The 16,130-nt window shown below is 42.1% G+C and carries 17 protein-coding genes; all 17 read right to left on the bottom strand.

Annotated elements, in window-relative coordinates; translation table 11 throughout:
- Positions 1 to 141: 141 nt before the first annotated feature.
- Positions 142 to 1,305, bottom strand: a complete 1,164-nt coding sequence (gene bamB / locus C9J45_RS07620; protein WP_107292379.1) for an outer membrane protein assembly factor BamB — start codon at positions 1,303 to 1,305, stop codon at positions 142 to 144.
- 11 nt (positions 1,306 to 1,316) lie between these two features.
- Positions 1,317 to 1,928, bottom strand: a complete 612-nt coding sequence (locus C9J45_RS07615; RefSeq protein WP_107292378.1) for a YfgM family protein — start codon at positions 1,926 to 1,928, stop codon at positions 1,317 to 1,319.
- 13 nt (positions 1,929 to 1,941) lie between these two features.
- Positions 1,942 to 3,210, bottom strand: coding sequence for a histidine--tRNA ligase (gene hisS, locus C9J45_RS07610; RefSeq protein ID WP_107292377.1), 1,269 nt, complete (start codon positions 3,208 to 3,210; stop codon positions 1,942 to 1,944).
- A gap of 95 nt (positions 3,211 to 3,305) precedes the next feature.
- A complete protein-coding gene (gene ispG / locus C9J45_RS07605; RefSeq protein ID WP_107205986.1) occupies positions 3,306 to 4,427 on the bottom strand; it encodes a flavodoxin-dependent (E)-4-hydroxy-3-methylbut-2-enyl-diphosphate synthase in 1,122 nt (373 codons plus the stop codon).
- 15 nt (positions 4,428 to 4,442) lie between these two features.
- Positions 4,443 to 5,492, bottom strand: coding sequence for a cytoskeleton protein RodZ (gene rodZ, locus C9J45_RS07600; RefSeq protein WP_107205985.1), 1,050 nt, complete (start codon positions 5,490 to 5,492; stop codon positions 4,443 to 4,445).
- The gene (gene pilW, locus C9J45_RS07595) at positions 5,482 to 6,240 is read right to left on the bottom strand and encodes a type IV pilus biogenesis/stability protein PilW (protein ID WP_107205984.1); all 759 of its coding nucleotides are present in this window, start codon (positions 6,238 to 6,240) and stop codon (positions 5,482 to 5,484) included. Before pilW ends, rodZ begins: the two co-directional genes overlap by 11 nt.
- Before the next feature lie 56 nt (positions 6,241 to 6,296).
- Positions 6,297 to 7,418 carry a bifunctional tRNA (adenosine(37)-C2)-methyltransferase TrmG/ribosomal RNA large subunit methyltransferase RlmN gene (locus tag C9J45_RS07590; RefSeq protein WP_045148230.1) on the bottom strand — a complete coding sequence of 374 codons (1,122 nt, stop codon included), beginning with the start codon at positions 7,416 to 7,418 and terminating at the stop codon, positions 6,297 to 6,299.
- Positions 7,419 to 7,689: 271 nt separating this feature from the next.
- Positions 7,690 to 8,121: a nucleoside-diphosphate kinase gene (gene ndk / locus C9J45_RS07585; RefSeq protein ID WP_005369284.1), complete on the bottom strand. Its 432-nt coding sequence runs from the start codon at positions 8,119 to 8,121 to the stop codon at positions 7,690 to 7,692.
- 64 nt (positions 8,122 to 8,185) lie between these two features.
- Positions 8,186 to 9,463, bottom strand: coding sequence for an aminopeptidase PepB (gene pepB / locus C9J45_RS07580; RefSeq protein ID WP_107205983.1), 1,278 nt, complete (start codon positions 9,461 to 9,463; stop codon positions 8,186 to 8,188).
- 78 nt (positions 9,464 to 9,541) lie between these two features.
- Positions 9,542 to 10,825: an aminopeptidase PepB gene (gene pepB, locus C9J45_RS07575; protein ID WP_107205982.1), complete on the bottom strand. Its 1,284-nt coding sequence runs from the start codon at positions 10,823 to 10,825 to the stop codon at positions 9,542 to 9,544.
- Positions 10,826 to 11,012: 187 nt separating this feature from the next.
- On the bottom strand, positions 11,013 to 11,216 hold the full coding sequence (gene iscX / locus C9J45_RS07570) for a Fe-S cluster assembly protein IscX (RefSeq protein WP_107205981.1): 204 nt from the start codon (positions 11,214 to 11,216) through the stop codon (positions 11,013 to 11,015).
- A gap of 88 nt (positions 11,217 to 11,304) precedes the next feature.
- Positions 11,305 to 11,646, bottom strand: coding sequence for an ISC system 2Fe-2S type ferredoxin (fdx, locus tag C9J45_RS07565; RefSeq protein WP_005369292.1), 342 nt, complete (start codon positions 11,644 to 11,646; stop codon positions 11,305 to 11,307).
- A 2-nt stretch (positions 11,647 to 11,648) separates the two neighbouring features.
- Positions 11,649 to 13,502: a Fe-S protein assembly chaperone HscA gene (gene hscA / locus C9J45_RS07560; RefSeq protein ID WP_107292376.1), complete on the bottom strand. Its 1,854-nt coding sequence runs from the start codon at positions 13,500 to 13,502 to the stop codon at positions 11,649 to 11,651.
- A gap of 33 nt (positions 13,503 to 13,535) precedes the next feature.
- Positions 13,536 to 14,051 carry a co-chaperone HscB gene (gene hscB / locus C9J45_RS07555; RefSeq protein WP_045084323.1) on the bottom strand — a complete coding sequence of 172 codons (516 nt, stop codon included), beginning with the start codon at positions 14,049 to 14,051 and terminating at the stop codon, positions 13,536 to 13,538.
- Between the two features lie 86 nt (positions 14,052 to 14,137).
- A complete protein-coding gene (gene iscA, locus C9J45_RS07550) occupies positions 14,138 to 14,461 on the bottom strand; it encodes an iron-sulfur cluster assembly protein IscA (protein ID WP_005369297.1) in 324 nt (107 codons plus the stop codon).
- Between the two features lie 18 nt (positions 14,462 to 14,479).
- Positions 14,480 to 14,866 (bottom strand): Fe-S cluster assembly scaffold IscU, encoded by a 387-nt coding sequence (gene iscU, locus C9J45_RS07545; protein WP_006646316.1) that lies wholly within the window; start codon positions 14,864 to 14,866, stop codon positions 14,480 to 14,482.
- 33 nt (positions 14,867 to 14,899) lie between these two features.
- Complete coding sequence (locus C9J45_RS07540; protein ID WP_107247367.1) at positions 14,900 to 16,114, bottom strand: IscS subfamily cysteine desulfurase; 1,215 nt, start codon at positions 16,112 to 16,114, stop codon at positions 14,900 to 14,902.
- Positions 16,115 to 16,130 lie beyond the last annotated feature (16 nt).

Here is a 16,130-nt window from a genome sequence, read left to right as displayed (position 1 = left end):
TTTACCGTTCATTCTTGCCTCCAGTTCACATTTCCGAGAACCTTCATCCGACAATAATATATTCAACGGATATAACAACAACGGCTCCAACTACGTATCGCAGCTGGAGCCGACAAATTAATCTAGCGACATTATACCGTTTTATTGCGGTATTTGCATTTTGTTGATTTCACCATCTCGGGTTACAACAATAAAGCCATTATCGTCTAGTGCAACAGGCGGTACAGCAATACCACTACCGTCGACTGATTCTTGAGAAACAAACTCGCCACTTTGGGTATCAAGCCAGTGTAAGTAACCTTCAGCATCACCCACAACTAAATAACCATCAATCACAGCAGGCGCACTTAGCTGGCGATATTGTAAATCAGTGTTCTGCCATAGTTCTGTACCACTACGCGCATCAACAGCAACAATATGATCTTTCGCTGTTACTAAGAATAGCTCACTACCATCAATAACAAAGTCAGTTGCTGACGAATAGTTACGTTTCCATGCGATCTGACCAGAACGAAGATCGATAGATACTAATGTGCCATTATAACCAACAGCATATAAACGATCGCCATCAATAACTGGTGACGCATCAACGTCAACTAAACGATCAATTTCTGTTGAACCTTTTGGTGCCGCAATCAATTGTTGCCACAACATACGTCCATCAGACATTAATGCGCCAGCTATACGTCCATTCGCTAAACCCCAAAACACACCACCAGAAACGGCAACAGGTGAACTATCACCTCGTAATGTCAAGGTTGGAACTTCATTGCTAACTTGCCATTTAGAAACGCCCGTTTCAGCATTCAGTGCTTGTAGCACACCCAAACTGGTATTAACAACAACTAAGCCATCAGAAACAAGTGGTTTTGACAGAACTTCACCAGCGACAGTGGTCCGCCATACTTCTTTACCCGTCTCTGCATCAAGTGCAATGACTTTTGCATTGGCGGTACCAACGAACAGTTTACCATCACCTAAAACAAGTCCACCAGTCAACAACGCGCTGCTGTCTTTTTCTAGATCAGTTTTCCATTCAACTTTACCATTTGCTGGATTCAGTGCTTCGATCAAACCATCACGATCTGCAACGTACACTTTATCGACCCCAACAACGGGAGTGAGTTTTGAATAATAACCAGAAACACCGTTACCTACGCTACGGCTCCAATCTGTTTTTGGTGTGAAAGTATTATCAACCTTTGGCAATGGTGCCATTTGAATTGAATCAACTTCACTTGCACAACCCGATAGCACGCTTACTGCAACAGCAACGGCCAAAACACGTTTAAACACCTTCTGCATCATCATCTGCCTTATTGCGCTAAATCATCAAGTTTCATTTGCAGCGCAGGTGACGAACCTTCTTGCTGAGCTTCTACATATGCTTCACGTGCCCCAGTGATATCACCTTTTTGTAATAGGATATCACCACGCAGTTCAGCAACTTTTGACTTCCAGCTTGGCACAGTTACTTTTTTAAGTTCAGCTAATGCTTCATCAAATTTTTGTTGCTCAGCATAAATACGAGCTAAACGTGTTGTTGCCAATGGCAAAATAGCGTCATCTTTAGTGTGATTAATCACCCACTGAAGTTGCTCAACCGCACCGTCCAGATCTTTATTATCTACCTGAACTTTCGCTAGCTGTAGTGCTGTCAGTACCGCATATTGACTATCTTTATTCGCATCAATAAACGTTTTTGCTTCAGCGACTGCGTCTTTACTGTTTGCATCAAGCGCAGAAACAACTTGTGTATAGGTGTCAGATGCAATGTGTTTTGCAACATGTACTTCAGACTGGTAATAACGCCAGCCCCAAAGACCACCTAAACCAATCACGGCAAATAGAACAACGGCTTTGCCGTTTTCTTGCCACCACGATTTAATCGCTTCAACCTGTTGTTCTTCTGTGGCGTAGTCGTTCACTTCCTGTCCTCTCTTAAATCAATGCTGCCAGCTTCGCGGCAACCTCATCCTGTGCCATGGTCGTCTGCTCACCGCCGTGTAAGTCTTTTACTACTACGGAGTTTTCAGCTATTTCATTTTCTCCAAGAACTAACGCAACCGCCGCGCCTACGTTGTCAGCACGCTTAAATTGCTTCTTGAAGTTGCCACCACCAAAGTTAGTCATCACTCGTAAACCTGGTACTTCAGTGCGGAGTTTTTCAGCTAACTTAATACCCGCCGCTAATGTGCCTTCACCTGCTGTAACCATGTATACATCTACAGAACGACGAACCTCATCTTTTTCTAATGCTTCCATTAGTAATACTAGACGCTCAAGCCCCATAGCAAAACCAACTGAAGGTGTCGCTTTACCGCCTAGTTGTTCAACTAGACCATCATAACGACCACCACCACAAACAGTACCTTGTGAGCCAAGGCTCTCTGTGATCCACTCAAATACAGTACGGTTATAATAATCTAAACCACGTACAAGACGTTCATTTACTTGATATTTGATGCCAGCAGCGTCTAATAGTTCACATAAACCCGCAAAGTGTTCTTTAGATTCTGGATCTAAGTACTCTGAAAGTTTAGGTGCATCTTCTAGAATTTCTTGAATTGCAGCATTCTTAGTATCTAAAACGCGTAATGGATTGGTATACATACGGCGTTTTGCATCTTCATCAAGCACATCTAAGTGTTGCTCTAAAAATGCGATTAAAGCTTTACGGTATTCTGCACGCGCTTCTAGTGAACCAATTGAGTTTAGCTCTAAACGTACGTGCTCATTAATACCAAGTTCACGCCATAGACGTGATGTCATCATGATCAATTCAGCGTCAATATCAGGGCCATTAAGACCAAAGACTTCTACACCGACTTGGTGGAATTGACGGTAACGGCCTTTTTGAGGGCGCTCATGACGGAACATGGGACCAATGTACCAAAGACGCTGTTCTTGGTTATATAGTAAACCATTTTGAATACCAGCACGTACACATCCCGCAGTCCCTTCAGGACGTAGCGTTAAGCTATCACCGTTACGGTCTTCAAAAGTGTACATTTCCTTTTCAACAACGTCTGTCACTTCACCGATAGCACGTTTAAACAAATGTGTTGATTCAACAATCGGCATACGAACTTCATTGTAACCGTATGCACTGATCACTTGTTTAACTGTACCTTCGACTTTCTGCCAAAGTGGAGATTGTGTTGGAAGGCAATCGTTCATGCCTCGAATTGCTTGAATTTGTTTCGCCACGTTTATTCTCGTTAACCGCTGGGTATTAGAATCGAATATATAATTTCTTTTTGAAATAGTGAACCATGCTCACCGATATGAGCATGGTTTTTTGATTATATATCTTGTTGTTTTACATCAATGCGGTTGTTTTGATCTAACATTGATGCCTTTGCTCGAATTTTACTCTCAAGCTGATCAATCACATTGTCGTTATCAAATCGCTCTTTTTGACGAATACCGTCTTCATAAAAAGCACTCTTACGGTTACCGCCAGCAATGCCTAAGTGAGACGCTTCTGCTTCACCAGGGCCATTAACCACACAACCAATCACTGAAACATCCATTGGAACAACGATATCTTCTAAACGTTGTTCTAACTCGTTTACCGTACCGATAACATCGAACTCTTGACGTGAACATGTTGGACAAGCAATAAAGTTGATGCCACGAGAACGAATGCGTAATGATTTTAATATATCAAAACCAACTTTGATTTCTTCAACAGGATCAGCTGCAAGCGAGATACGTAACGTATCACCAATACCTTCTGATAGAAGCATGCCTAAACCTACGGCTGATTTAACCGAGCCAGCACGAGCACCACCCGCTTCGGTAATACCAAGGTGAAGGGGTTGAATAATTTGCTTCGCAAGCTGACGGTATGACTCAACAGCAAGGAAAACATCTGACGCTTTTACGCTGACTTTAAATTGGTCAAAGTTCAAACGGTCTAATATTTCCACATGACGCATTGCTGACTCGACCAAAGCTTCAGGTGTCGGTTCACCGTATTTTTGCTGGATCTCTTTTTCAAGAGAGCCTCCATTTACGCCAATACGGATAGGAATGTTTTTATCACGAGCACATTCAACCACAGAGCGAATACGATCTTCACGACCAATATTACCAGGGTTAATACGTAAACAATCCACACCGTATTCTGCCACTTTAAGTGCAATGCGGTAATCAAAATGAATATCAGCAACCAGCGGAATATTCACTTGTTGCTTGATCAATTTAAAAGCTTCCGCGGCATCCATCGTTGGTACAGAGACACGTACAATATCAGCACCAACTTTTTCTAATGCCTTGATCTGTGCAACAGTCGCTTCGATATCTGTTGTACGAGTATTGGTCATCGACTGAACGGCGATAGGTGCACCATCGCCAATAGGAACATTACCGACATAAATTCGGCTCGATTGACGGCGTATAATTGGTGATTCGTTATGCATTGCTCTTTCTCTACATTACTGCGGTAGCTTAAGTGTTACTGGCTTAGACGCGGAGTAACGACTTAAATCAAAAGGTTGACCTTTAATATTAATTTTAACGGCACCAGGTGCACCAAGTCGAACACGAAATGGTGCTTTACCTTCTAAATCTAATACTTGACCAGCTTTCTTGATACCAGACTCTAATTGTTTACCCGTTGCATCACGCACATCTATCCAACAATCAGCTGAAAACTTTAACTGTAACTGTGGTGCAGTTGCATCAACGACAGGTGTTACATTCGCTATTGTTTCAGCATTAGCAGTTGTATCAGTGGCTGTTGATACTGATGTTGCGGCTGTTTCAGCATTCTCAGCAGGCGTTGTTGACACTTCCGCTGTAGTACCCGTTGCAGCCGTCGATGCGGTTGTTGGAGATGAATCTGTCACAGCATCAGCAGATGTTGTCGATGCGGCGTTTTTTTGTTCTGTACTAGTTGATGCTGAGTGATCCACATCGGTATCGACTGTTGCTGGTTGAGTCGCACTAATTGATGCATCATCACCATTTAATGTCGTTACTATCGTTTCATCAGAACCCTGCTCTTGCTTTTCATGAGCCGCGGTTTGATCTGCTGTAGTTGTTGTAGCAACTGGCGCTTGTTCTAAATGAATATTTTGCCACCACCAAACAGCGGTTACACCAACAAAAACAGCAGCAAGAATCCATGTTAATCCCATAATGCGACTATCATGTGCTTCACGTTTCGTTCGACGTGAAAAGCTTTGCATTTCTTGCGCTTTTGGCTTGGTGTGTCCACATTTGTCAAGCAAGGCTAATACAGCTTCTTCTTCCAAACCGACATATTTTGCATATGAACGCACATAGCCACGTGTAAACGTGGCTAATTGGGCTTGGTCAAATCGATTATTTTCTATGTTATCAATAACAGAAAGTCGCAACCTCAAACGGTTCGCAATATCCTTTTGTGAATAGCCTAGTTGCTCTCTAGCTTGACGGAGTACGTCACCTGGAAGCTGTGTTCCTTCTGTTATTTTTTGTTCTTCATTATTTTCAGTATTCATTGGCCAAATAATTCTGATATTGCAGAGAATCTGGGTATTTCTCTTTCAGCAAAATAGCGTATTTTTTTGACTGCGTTAAACGTCCAGCTTGTCTTTCCAACTGAATGAGCAACCACAAACTGTCTGCTGTGTACCCATATCTCTTATTAAATTTGAATAACTGTACGCGAGCATCTTTAAAATTGTTAGATTCAATTTCAACTTGCGCCAGTTGCAACATAGATCTCGGTCGGTACGGGTCATGGGAAAGCGCATTTTCAAAATAACCCGTCGCTGCTTCTAAATTACCTTGTTTACGACTACATAAGCCTGCATTTTCATAACTTGCCGAAATCAGATAATAATAAGGTTGTTCAATCGCTTTAACAAAAGCGGCAATGGCTTCATCATAGCGTCCTTCACTACACAAGAATACACCATAGTTATTCAAAACATCGCCATTTTTAGGCGAATGTTTTAATGCTTTTCGGTACATTTTCTCTGCAGCGTCTTTTTCACCAACTTTTTGATAATAATAAGCCATTGAAATTTGTGCACGGTAGTAATTAGGATCATACCTTAATGCTATTTCCAAATTTTCTCGTGCACGCTCCCACTGACCATCTTTTAAATAATTTAGCCCTAGGTTCAATCTCGCTTCTGAGGCTGCTTTGGCATCAAATTCTTTACCATTATCGACCACATCAACTGTGGCACAGCCTGTAAATAATAGGCATGACAACAGTGGATACACGCTCCATCGTACCATTTTCGCTCACCTCAACATCCATGTGAAATTGCGCAGTTATTTATAGTAGCCTGATTTTAGACCGCTTTTACTGCAATTTGTTCACCCGTATTCAATTTTGCTTGGGTACGCTTAGTACGGTCAATAACATCCCCGACTAACTGACCACAAGCCGCATCAATATCATCACCACGAGTCTTACGAACCGTTACTGTGAAATCGTATTCCATCAGTGTTTTCATAAAACGATCAATACGAGAATTACTTGGCTTTTTATATGGTGAGCCAGGGTACGGGTTAAACGGAATTAAGTTAATTTTTGCTGGCGTATCTTTTAATACTTTCGCTAATTGACGAGCATGCTCCATGTCATCATTAACATGATCTAACAATACGTATTCTACCGTTACTCGACCACGGTTCGCATTCGTTGAATTCACATAACGACGAACAACATCTAAAAATGTTTCAATATTCCAACGATCATTGATTGGCATGATTTGAGAGCGCAGCTCATCCGTTGGTGCATGCAATGAAATAGCTAAAGCAACATCAATTGTATCAATCATTTGCTCAAGGCCTGATACAACACCCGAGGTTGAAACTGTAACGCGACGCTTAGATAAACCAAAACCTAAATCATCAAGCATGATTTCTAATGCAGGGATCAGGTTTTTCATGTTCAATAATGGCTCACCCATTCCCATCATTACGATGTTGGTGATTGGACGACGACCGGTGTCTTTTTGAATACCGACTTCTTTTGCAGCACGCCATACCTGACCAATAATTTCTGATACACGTAAGTTACGGTTGAAGCCTTGTTGTGCTGTTGAACAGAACTTACATTCTAATGCACAGCCAACTTGTGAAGAAACACATAAAGTCGCGCGATCTTCATCAGGAATATAAACGGTTTCAACATCTTGATCGCCAACACGCATCGCCCATTTAATCGTACCATCCGTTGAGTACTGAGCTTCAGATACATGCGGCGCACGAATTTCAGCGACACGCTTTAATTTTTCACGTAATTTTTTATTAATATTGGTCATTTGATCGAAGTCATCACAACCGAAATGATAAATCCATTTCATGATCTGATCTGCACGGAATGGCTTCTCATTAAGTTCTTCGGCAAAGTATTTACGCAGACCTTTGCGATCGAAATCCAGCAGATTGATTTTGACAGTTGTCATCGGTTGGTGCCTCACTAAAAATGACTATTGCTGCGCCTTAATAACCAAGCTCTATCGATGGCTTAGTTATCTCGGGTTTAAGGCGCGAAATTGTACAGACTTTATGGCATGGTTTCCACACCTAGACTCTATGGTTATTTTAGTGTTGCCAATTTCAAAACGCTAGATACAACAACGGGAAGTCAATACTTCCCGTTAATAATATGATTAATCTATTTTTTCAGTGCTTCGCATTAATACCACTCACTGAATACTCATAAAATTAAAACCTTTATTCACCTCGTGGGCAAATTTCATCTTCAGCAAAGAAGTATGCAATTTCACGCGCAGCAGATTCAGGACTATCTGAACCATGTACTGAGTTATGACGCATACTTAATGCAAAGTCACTACGGATAGTGCCACAAGCCGCTTCTTCAGGGTTAGTTTTACCCATCAACTCACGGTAACGTGTAATCGCATTTTCACCTTCAAGTACTTGAACCATGACAGGACCTGATGTCATAAATGCCACTAAATCATCAAAGAAAGGTTTACCTTCATGCTCTGCATAAAAACCTTGCGCTTTCGCACTGTCTAAATGCAACATTTTAGCCGCAACAATATTCAAACCTGCATTTTCAAAACGCTGATAGATTGCACCAATCAAATTACGTTTAACCGCATCTGGTTTTACAATTGAGAAAGTTCTTTCGATTGTCATTATTATATTTTCCTTTTGAGTCTTATTGCTTTCTGCGAGCCAAAAACAAATTCATGAATTTAAGTTACAGCAACAAACCTGCAATATTAGCAAGACCTAACCCTGTCGCGCCAGCAGCCCAACGCGGATCTCCGCCATCACGGAAACATGCCGCTAAATCAAAATGGATCCAACGACTATTTTCAGTGTCAACAAAGCGGGACAAAAACGCTGCGGCATTGGATGCGCCTCCCATACCACCACCTTTTTGTACACGGCTATTCGCGGTGTCAGCATAAGGTGACGGGCAATATTCCTGATGCCATTTTTCTAATGGTAATGGCCATGCGGGCTCATTTACTAGCTCGGATAACTGCTGTGCTTGTTGTAATAATGGCTTATCTAAACCAAAAATTGCATTATAGTCGCTACCTACTGCAACCATTGCTGCGCCTGTTAACGTCGCAGCATCAATAATCAGTGGTGCGCCTGTCGCAGAAGCTGCAATTAAACCATCAGCTAACACTAAGCGCCCTTCAGCATCAGTGTTAACTATTTCCACCGTAACACCATTTTTATAACTTAGCACATCACCAAGCTTATAAGCGTTACCTGATACGAGGTTTTCAGCACAGCATAGGATCAACTTCACACGTTGACCTAGCCCTTGCTCTATCGCATAACCTAATGCCGCAGTAACCGTTGCAGCCCCACCCATATCGCACTTCATCGCAACCATGCCTGCGCTAGGTTTTAAACTGTAGCCACCAGAATCAAAGGTGATCCCTTTACCGACTAAACAAGCCGATACTGGCGCTTCTGGATCGCCAGTAGGATTGTAATCCACTTCAAGCATTACAGGTGGTCGCACACTACCGCGACCAACATTGTATATTCCTACCCAACCATCAGCTAATAGTTCATCGCCCACAATTTGTTGTGCATGAATATTGTCACCACCGATTTTTTTTAGAAAACAAGTTGCTTCATGGGCTAACTTCTCAGGTGACATCTCTTCAGGTGTCGCGTTAACTGTTTTACGTAGCCAGTCAGAGCAATGACGACGAGCATTTAACAGCTCTAATTCATCTTCATCAATGGAGGCCCATTGAATTTCTACTGGTGTAATCGTTGCTGCAAAACCACAGTAAAACGCCCATTGACGCTCATAATTCCAACCGTCACCCACTAAACGTACAGCTTGTGCACCTTGTGATTGAATTTGACGACCAGCCTGCTGAATACGACGTAATGGAAAATCACTGCGATAATGAACCGTCGCGCTATCTGATTGATAGCTTAGTAGCGAATTTAATCCCCAAGGACCGTTGGACTCTTCAGTTGATAAATAAACATTGAGCATAATGAAGTCTTCCTTTCTTATTCTGATAATGCAAAAAGCCTTCTTATCGTAAGAAGGCTTTTAATTTTGAAACGGAACTTATTTAGTTAGGATGTTTGCAAGTGTTCTTACACCCATACCTGTTGCACCAGCTGACCACTGATCATTAGCACTTTTACGGAAGGTACCGCTGGCATCAATGTGCATCCAGCCTTTTTTATAATCATCAACGAAGTAAGAAAGGAATGCTGCTGCAGTACTTGCCCCAGGCATAAAATCACCACTTGAGATATTGGCAAGATCGGCATAATTTGATGGCAACATGTTACGGTGAAGATCGGCAAGTGGTAACGGCCACATACCTTCATTTTCTTCTGCCGCTGCTGTTAATGCAGTATGAGACAATTCCGCATCAAAGCTTAGTAACGCATGGTAATCATTACCAAGCGCCATTTTGGCTGCACCTGTTAATGTTGCACAATCAATCACTAATTCAGGGTTTTGACTGTTCGCGTAAATTAAACCATCAGCCAAGACTAAACGTCCTTCGGCATCCGTGTTTAAAATCTCGACTGTCGTACCGTTTTTATATTTAATGATATCGCCAAGTTTTAATGCACGACCTGAGATCATATTTTCAGCACAACATAGCACCAGCTTAATACGCTTGTTTAAACCTCGTGCCATCGCTAATGCTAAACCACCGGTCGCTAATGCTGCCCCACCCATATCGGCTTTCATCGCCGTCATACCCGCTGAGGGTTTTATACTGTAGCCACCGGAATCAAATGTGATCCCTTTACCAACTAAACATGCAAACACTGGCGCATTAGCATCACCTGTTGGATTATAATCTAGGCGAAGCATGGCTGGACGATGCTCAGAGCCACGACCTACAGCATGGATACCGTTCCAACCTTCATCCAATAAATCATTGCCTTTGATGATCTTATAAGTTACATGTTCTGGTGCTAACGATTTAATAAATTCACCAGCACGTGTCGCTAACTGTGACGGGCGCACTACATCTGCTGGCTGGTTAATAATTTCACGTACCCACTCAGTCGCTTTGATTCGTGCTTGTAATTCCGCTTCATCTGTCTCATTTAACGCCGACCAAACCACACTGTTACCAGGCTTAGATGTACGATGTCCTTGGATAAATGCCCACGTTCGATCTAAATCCCAGCCTTCACCTGAAAGTTCTACCTGTTTGATACCCTGGGTATCTAAACGACGGGCTGCGCGTTGGATATTAGCAAGTTGCTCATTTTCCATTAAATGAATAACAGCACCTTCAGCACTAAAGCTAAGTAAGGCATTGGCACCCCATTGTGCATTCGCTGCTTGTTGGGTGAGAGAAACAGCCATGATAGTCGACATTAAAAACTCCTTGAATGTAGCAACTGCGCAGTGTTAAACAAATACATGCGTTATAGATAAATAGTTATGGGGGTAAAGTCCGCTGATTGCAATTAGATTTAAAATATTTATCTACGAATAAAAACAAAAAAAGCACCTAATTCAATTGTTTCGACAATCAATTAGATGCTTACTCTATTACAACCGTTTATTCGTCTGCTTCTTCAATCCAACACATTTGAATGGCTTCTAACACTCTTTCACTGCAGTGGTTAGGATCATCATCAAAATCATCCAATGCTTGCACCCATTCACTAAGATCAGTAAAGCGAATTGTTTTGGGATCAACATCAGGGTGCTGTTCACAAAGCTCAATAGCAATATCGAGCGAATCAATCCATTTCAAGCTCATCGAAATACCCTCTTATATATTGACAGATATAATAATAACAACGCTGAGATGAAAAAAAAGGCTACCTAATGGTAACCTTTTTTTATAATTAGTGCGCAGCCTCAGAGGCAAGATTTAGCGTATAGCGTGGAATTTCAACCACTAAATCTTCATCAGCGACTCGAGCCTGACAACCTAGACGTGATTCAGGCTCTAGCCCCCATGCTTTATCAAGCATGTCATCTTCTAGTTCATCACTTTCATTTAATGAATCAAAACCTTCACGAATCACAACGTGACACGTAGTACATGCACAAGACTTTTCACACGCATGTTCAATTCCAATACCATTACGTAGTGCAACATCAAGCACTGTCTCACCTGACTCTGCTTCTAATACTGCACCTTCAGGGCATAGCTCTTCGTGGGGAAGTACAACAATCTTAGGCATGCTTAAACCTCATCAATAGATTGGCCAGCCAATGCTTGACGAATAGACTTATCCATTCGACGAGAAGCAAATTCTTGGCTCGCTTTATCTGTTTTCTTAATTCCAGCTTCAATAGCGCGAGAATCTGATCCCTGACGCAATTGAACTAGTTCCATCATTACTGTTTCTAATTCGGCACGCTCTTGTGTGCTCAATAAGGTATCACCATCAGCGGCAAGTGCTGCGATTAACCCTTCTAAAACACGATCTGCTTCCACTTGCTGTTCTGCCAATGCACGTGCATCTTTATCATCTTGTGCATAGGTCATTGAATCACGAAGCATAGTCGCAATTTCATCTTCAGATAAGCCATACGATGGTTTAACTTGGATAGAAGACTGTACGCCACTACTCTTTTCCATTGCTGTTACTGACAATAAACCATCAGCATCAACTTGGTAAGTGACACGAATATGAGCAGCACCCGCAGCCATCGCAGGAATACCACGTAGGGTAAATCGTGCTAGTGAACGACAATCACTGACCATTTCACGCTCACCTTGTACAACGTGAACGGACATTGCCGTTTGACCATCTTTAAACGTGGTAAACTCTTGTGCACGAGCAACAGGAATCGTCGTATTACGAGGAATAATTTTCTCAATCATGCCTCCCATCGTTTCAATACCTAGTGACAGTGGGATCACATCAAGCAATAACATATCAGAATCAGGCTTATTGCCCACCAAAATGTCAGCTTGAATAGCAGCACCAATCGCAACAACTTCATCAGGATCGATAGAGGTTAACGGTGTTTTACCGAAGTAGTTGCCGACCATATCCCGAACCAATGGTACGCGTGTTGAACCACCAACCATCACTGTTTCAATGACTTCATCAGTGGTTATATCAGCATCTTTTAATGCACGGCGACACGCCATCAGTGTTTTTTTCACTAATGGTTGAATAAGTGTATCGAACTGCTCACGGCTAATCTGACCTTGCCAACCTAAGACATCAAGATCAACGCTATCAGCATCAGTCAACGCCACTTTTGCCGCTTGTGCCGTGTCTTGTAGCGCACGACGTTGCTGCGCTGTAAGTACCTCAGTATAACCCGCTTGTTCTAAGATCCACGTTGCTAACAAGTGATCAAAGTCATCACCACCTAATGCCGAATCACCGCCCGTCGCTAATACCTCAAATACACCTTTAGAAAGACGTAAAATAGAAATATCAAACGTACCACCACCTAAATCGTAGACGGCAATCACACCTTCTTGACCTGAATCTAAGCCATAGGCAATCGCGGCAGCTGTTGGTTCATTAAGTAAACGAAGCACATTAAGGTTAGCTAATTTCGCTGCATCTTTTGTACCTGCACGTTGCGCATCATCAAAATAAGCAGGGACCGTAATCACCACACCTTCAAGATCACCACCCAGCGTATCAACCGCACGTTGACTTAATGATTTAAGAATTTCAGCAGATACCTGAACAGGGTTTACATTGCCACTACGCGTAATAAGCTGAGGTAATCCATTATCCGATACTTCAAATTGGTATGGTAATTGCGGGTAACGTTGCTCAATATCAGCCAGTGAACGTCCCATTAGACGTTTAACTGATAAAATAGTATTGGTTGGATCTTGTTGAGCGAAAGCGCGGGCTGCATCACCGGTTAGGACTTCATTGTCACCGAAATGAACAACAGAAGGTAAAATCGCACGTCCCTCTGCATCATTTAATGTTTCTGCAACGCCACTGCGTACTGCAGCAACAAGTGAATTAGTTGTACCTAGATCTATACCCACCGCCAACTTGTGTTGATGCGGTGCAGCACTTTGACCCGGTTCAGCAATCTGTAACAGTGCCATTGTCATTCCTATCTAAATAACGCATGTGGATGATTAATCGAATAGCGACTCTTCAAGGCGCTCAACTTCATCACGCAATTTTACAATAAACTTTAATTTTCGTACGCCATCAGCCGCTTCGAGCCATTGTTCATTATTCAATAACTCAGCAAGTTGCGCCAATTGTTCTTTATACATCGCAGAAGCTTGCTGCTCAAAATCAAATAACGCACTTTCAGGATCGGATGAATCAGGAATCGCTTCTAATGCTTCGCGCAGTTCCATTTGCTGCATTAAAAAAGCCATATCTTGCAAGGTTTTTTGTTCACCACGAATATCTTCATCACGCTCAGCCAACATGTATTCGGCACGTGATACCGGATTTTTTAAGGTTTGAAATGCATCGTTAATTTGTGCAGCTTTTTGAACTGACAACAGACGATCACGTTCGGACGCTGTCGCATAATTATCAGGATGAAAGCGACGCTGTAATTCTCGAAACTGACTGGCAAGAAGGCTGTTATCCAATTCAAACTGAAAAGGTAACCCGAATAATTCGAAATGATTCATATTATGACCATTAATAAAAATTAAACCTGACGACTAACTCGCCAAAGACGATTAGCAGTCAGGTTCAACTGAAACACTAAAAACGTTTATACGTTGAAGCTTTCGCCACAACCACATTCGCTAGACACGTTAGGGTTGTTAAACTGAAAACCTTCATTTAGGCCTTCTTTGGCAAAATCTAGTTCAGTTCCATCAAGGTAAACTAAACTTTTTGCATCAACGATAATTTTAACGCCTTTTTCATCGAAGACCTGATCCCCTTCATCGAGTTCATCTACAAACTCAAGGATATAAGCCATTCCAGAACATCCTGAAGTGCGAACACCTAGTCGTAAACCAAGGCCTTTGCCACGATTGGCTAAAAAAGTCGATACGCGACTTGCTGCCGCTTCAGTGATAGTAATGGCCATACAACAAACCTCAGAAAGTTATTTTTGCTCGTGTTTCTTTTTATAATCGCTAACTGCCGCTTTAATTGCATCTTCTGCAAGAATTGAACAGTGAACTTTAACCGGCGGTAACTCAAGTTCTTCAGCAATTGCAGAGTTCTTGATTGATGCGGCTTCATCTAATGTTTTGCCTTTAACCCACTCAGTGATTAGTGAGCTAGAAGCAATTGCAGAACCACAACCGTAGGTTTTGAATTTTGCATCTTCGATAATGCCTTCTTCAGTTACTTTGATCTGAAGTTTCATTACATCGCCACATGCTGGTGCACCCACCATGCCGCTACCTACATTTTGATCATCTTTGTCAAATGAACCCACGTTACGCGGATTTTCATAATGATCGATGACTTTTTCACTATATGCCATGATAAATTTCCTCGAAAACAGTCTAGCCGCAGATTAGTGGTGCGCCCACTCAACTGTGTTTAAATCAATACCTTCTTTATGCATATCCCAAAGTGGTGACATTTCGCGTAGTTTATCTACGGCACCTTTAATTTGGGCTGCTGCATAATCAATTTCTTCTTCCGTCGTAAAACGACCAAATGAGAAACGAATAGAGCTATGTGCTAGTTCATCATTAAGACCTAATGCACGAAGTACATAAGAAGGTTCTAAACTTGCAGAGGTACACGCTGAACCTGATGATACAGCAAGATCTTTTAATGCCATTAACAGTGATTCGCCTTCCACAAAAGCAAAGCTAATGTTTAAGTTTTGGGGTACGCGTTGCTCTAAGTCACCGTTAATAGACATTTCTTCAATGCCTTCTAAACGCATTAACAAACGATCGCGTAATTTAACCGCGTGTTGATAATCTTGATCCATTTCCTCTTTCGCGATACGGAATGCTTCACCCATACCTACGATTTGATGCGTTGGTAATGTACCAGAACGGAAGCCGCGCTCATGACCACCACCATGCATTTGCGCTTCTAGGCGAATACGAGGCTTACGACGAACATATAGTGCGCCAATACCTTTAGGGCCGTAAATTTTATGCGCTGAGAAAGAGATTAAATCAACTTTCATTGCTTGTACATCAATCGGTAATTTACCTGCTGACTGTGCTGCATCGACATGAAAAACTGTTTTGTTTTCACGGCAAAGTTCACCGATTGCTGCAATATCTTGAACCACACCAATTTCATTGTTCACGTGCATGATTGAAACTAGAACTGTGTCTTCACGCATAGCATCGCGTAGCTTAGCTAAATCAATCAAACCGTTAGATTCAGGCTCAAGGTACGTTACCTCAAAACCTTCACGCTCTAGCTGACGACATGGGTCAAGAACCGCTTTATGTTCAGTTTTACAGGTAATAATGTGCTTACCTTTTTTGTTATAAAAGTGTGCCGCACCTTTAATCGCTAAGTTATCAGATTCCGTTGCACCAGAGGTAAATACGATCTCACGAGGATCTGCATTTACTAAATCAGCGATATGTTCACGAGCAGTATCTACTGCTTCTTCTGCCTGCCAACCATAACGGTGAGAGCGTGATGCTGGGTTACCGAAGTTACCTTCCATAGTTAGGCACTGCATCATTTTCTCGGCAACGCGAGGATCTACAGGGCAAGTAGCGGAATAATCAAAATATATTGGCAGTTTCATTTTCTTCTCCGAAAAC

It is taken from the genome of Photobacterium sp. GB-1, assembly GCF_003026165.1.
GTDB lineage: Bacteria > Pseudomonadota > Gammaproteobacteria > Enterobacterales > Vibrionaceae > Photobacterium.
The sequence above is the reverse complement of the archived record's forward strand: the minus strand, read 5'-3'. Positions and strand labels throughout refer to the sequence as shown.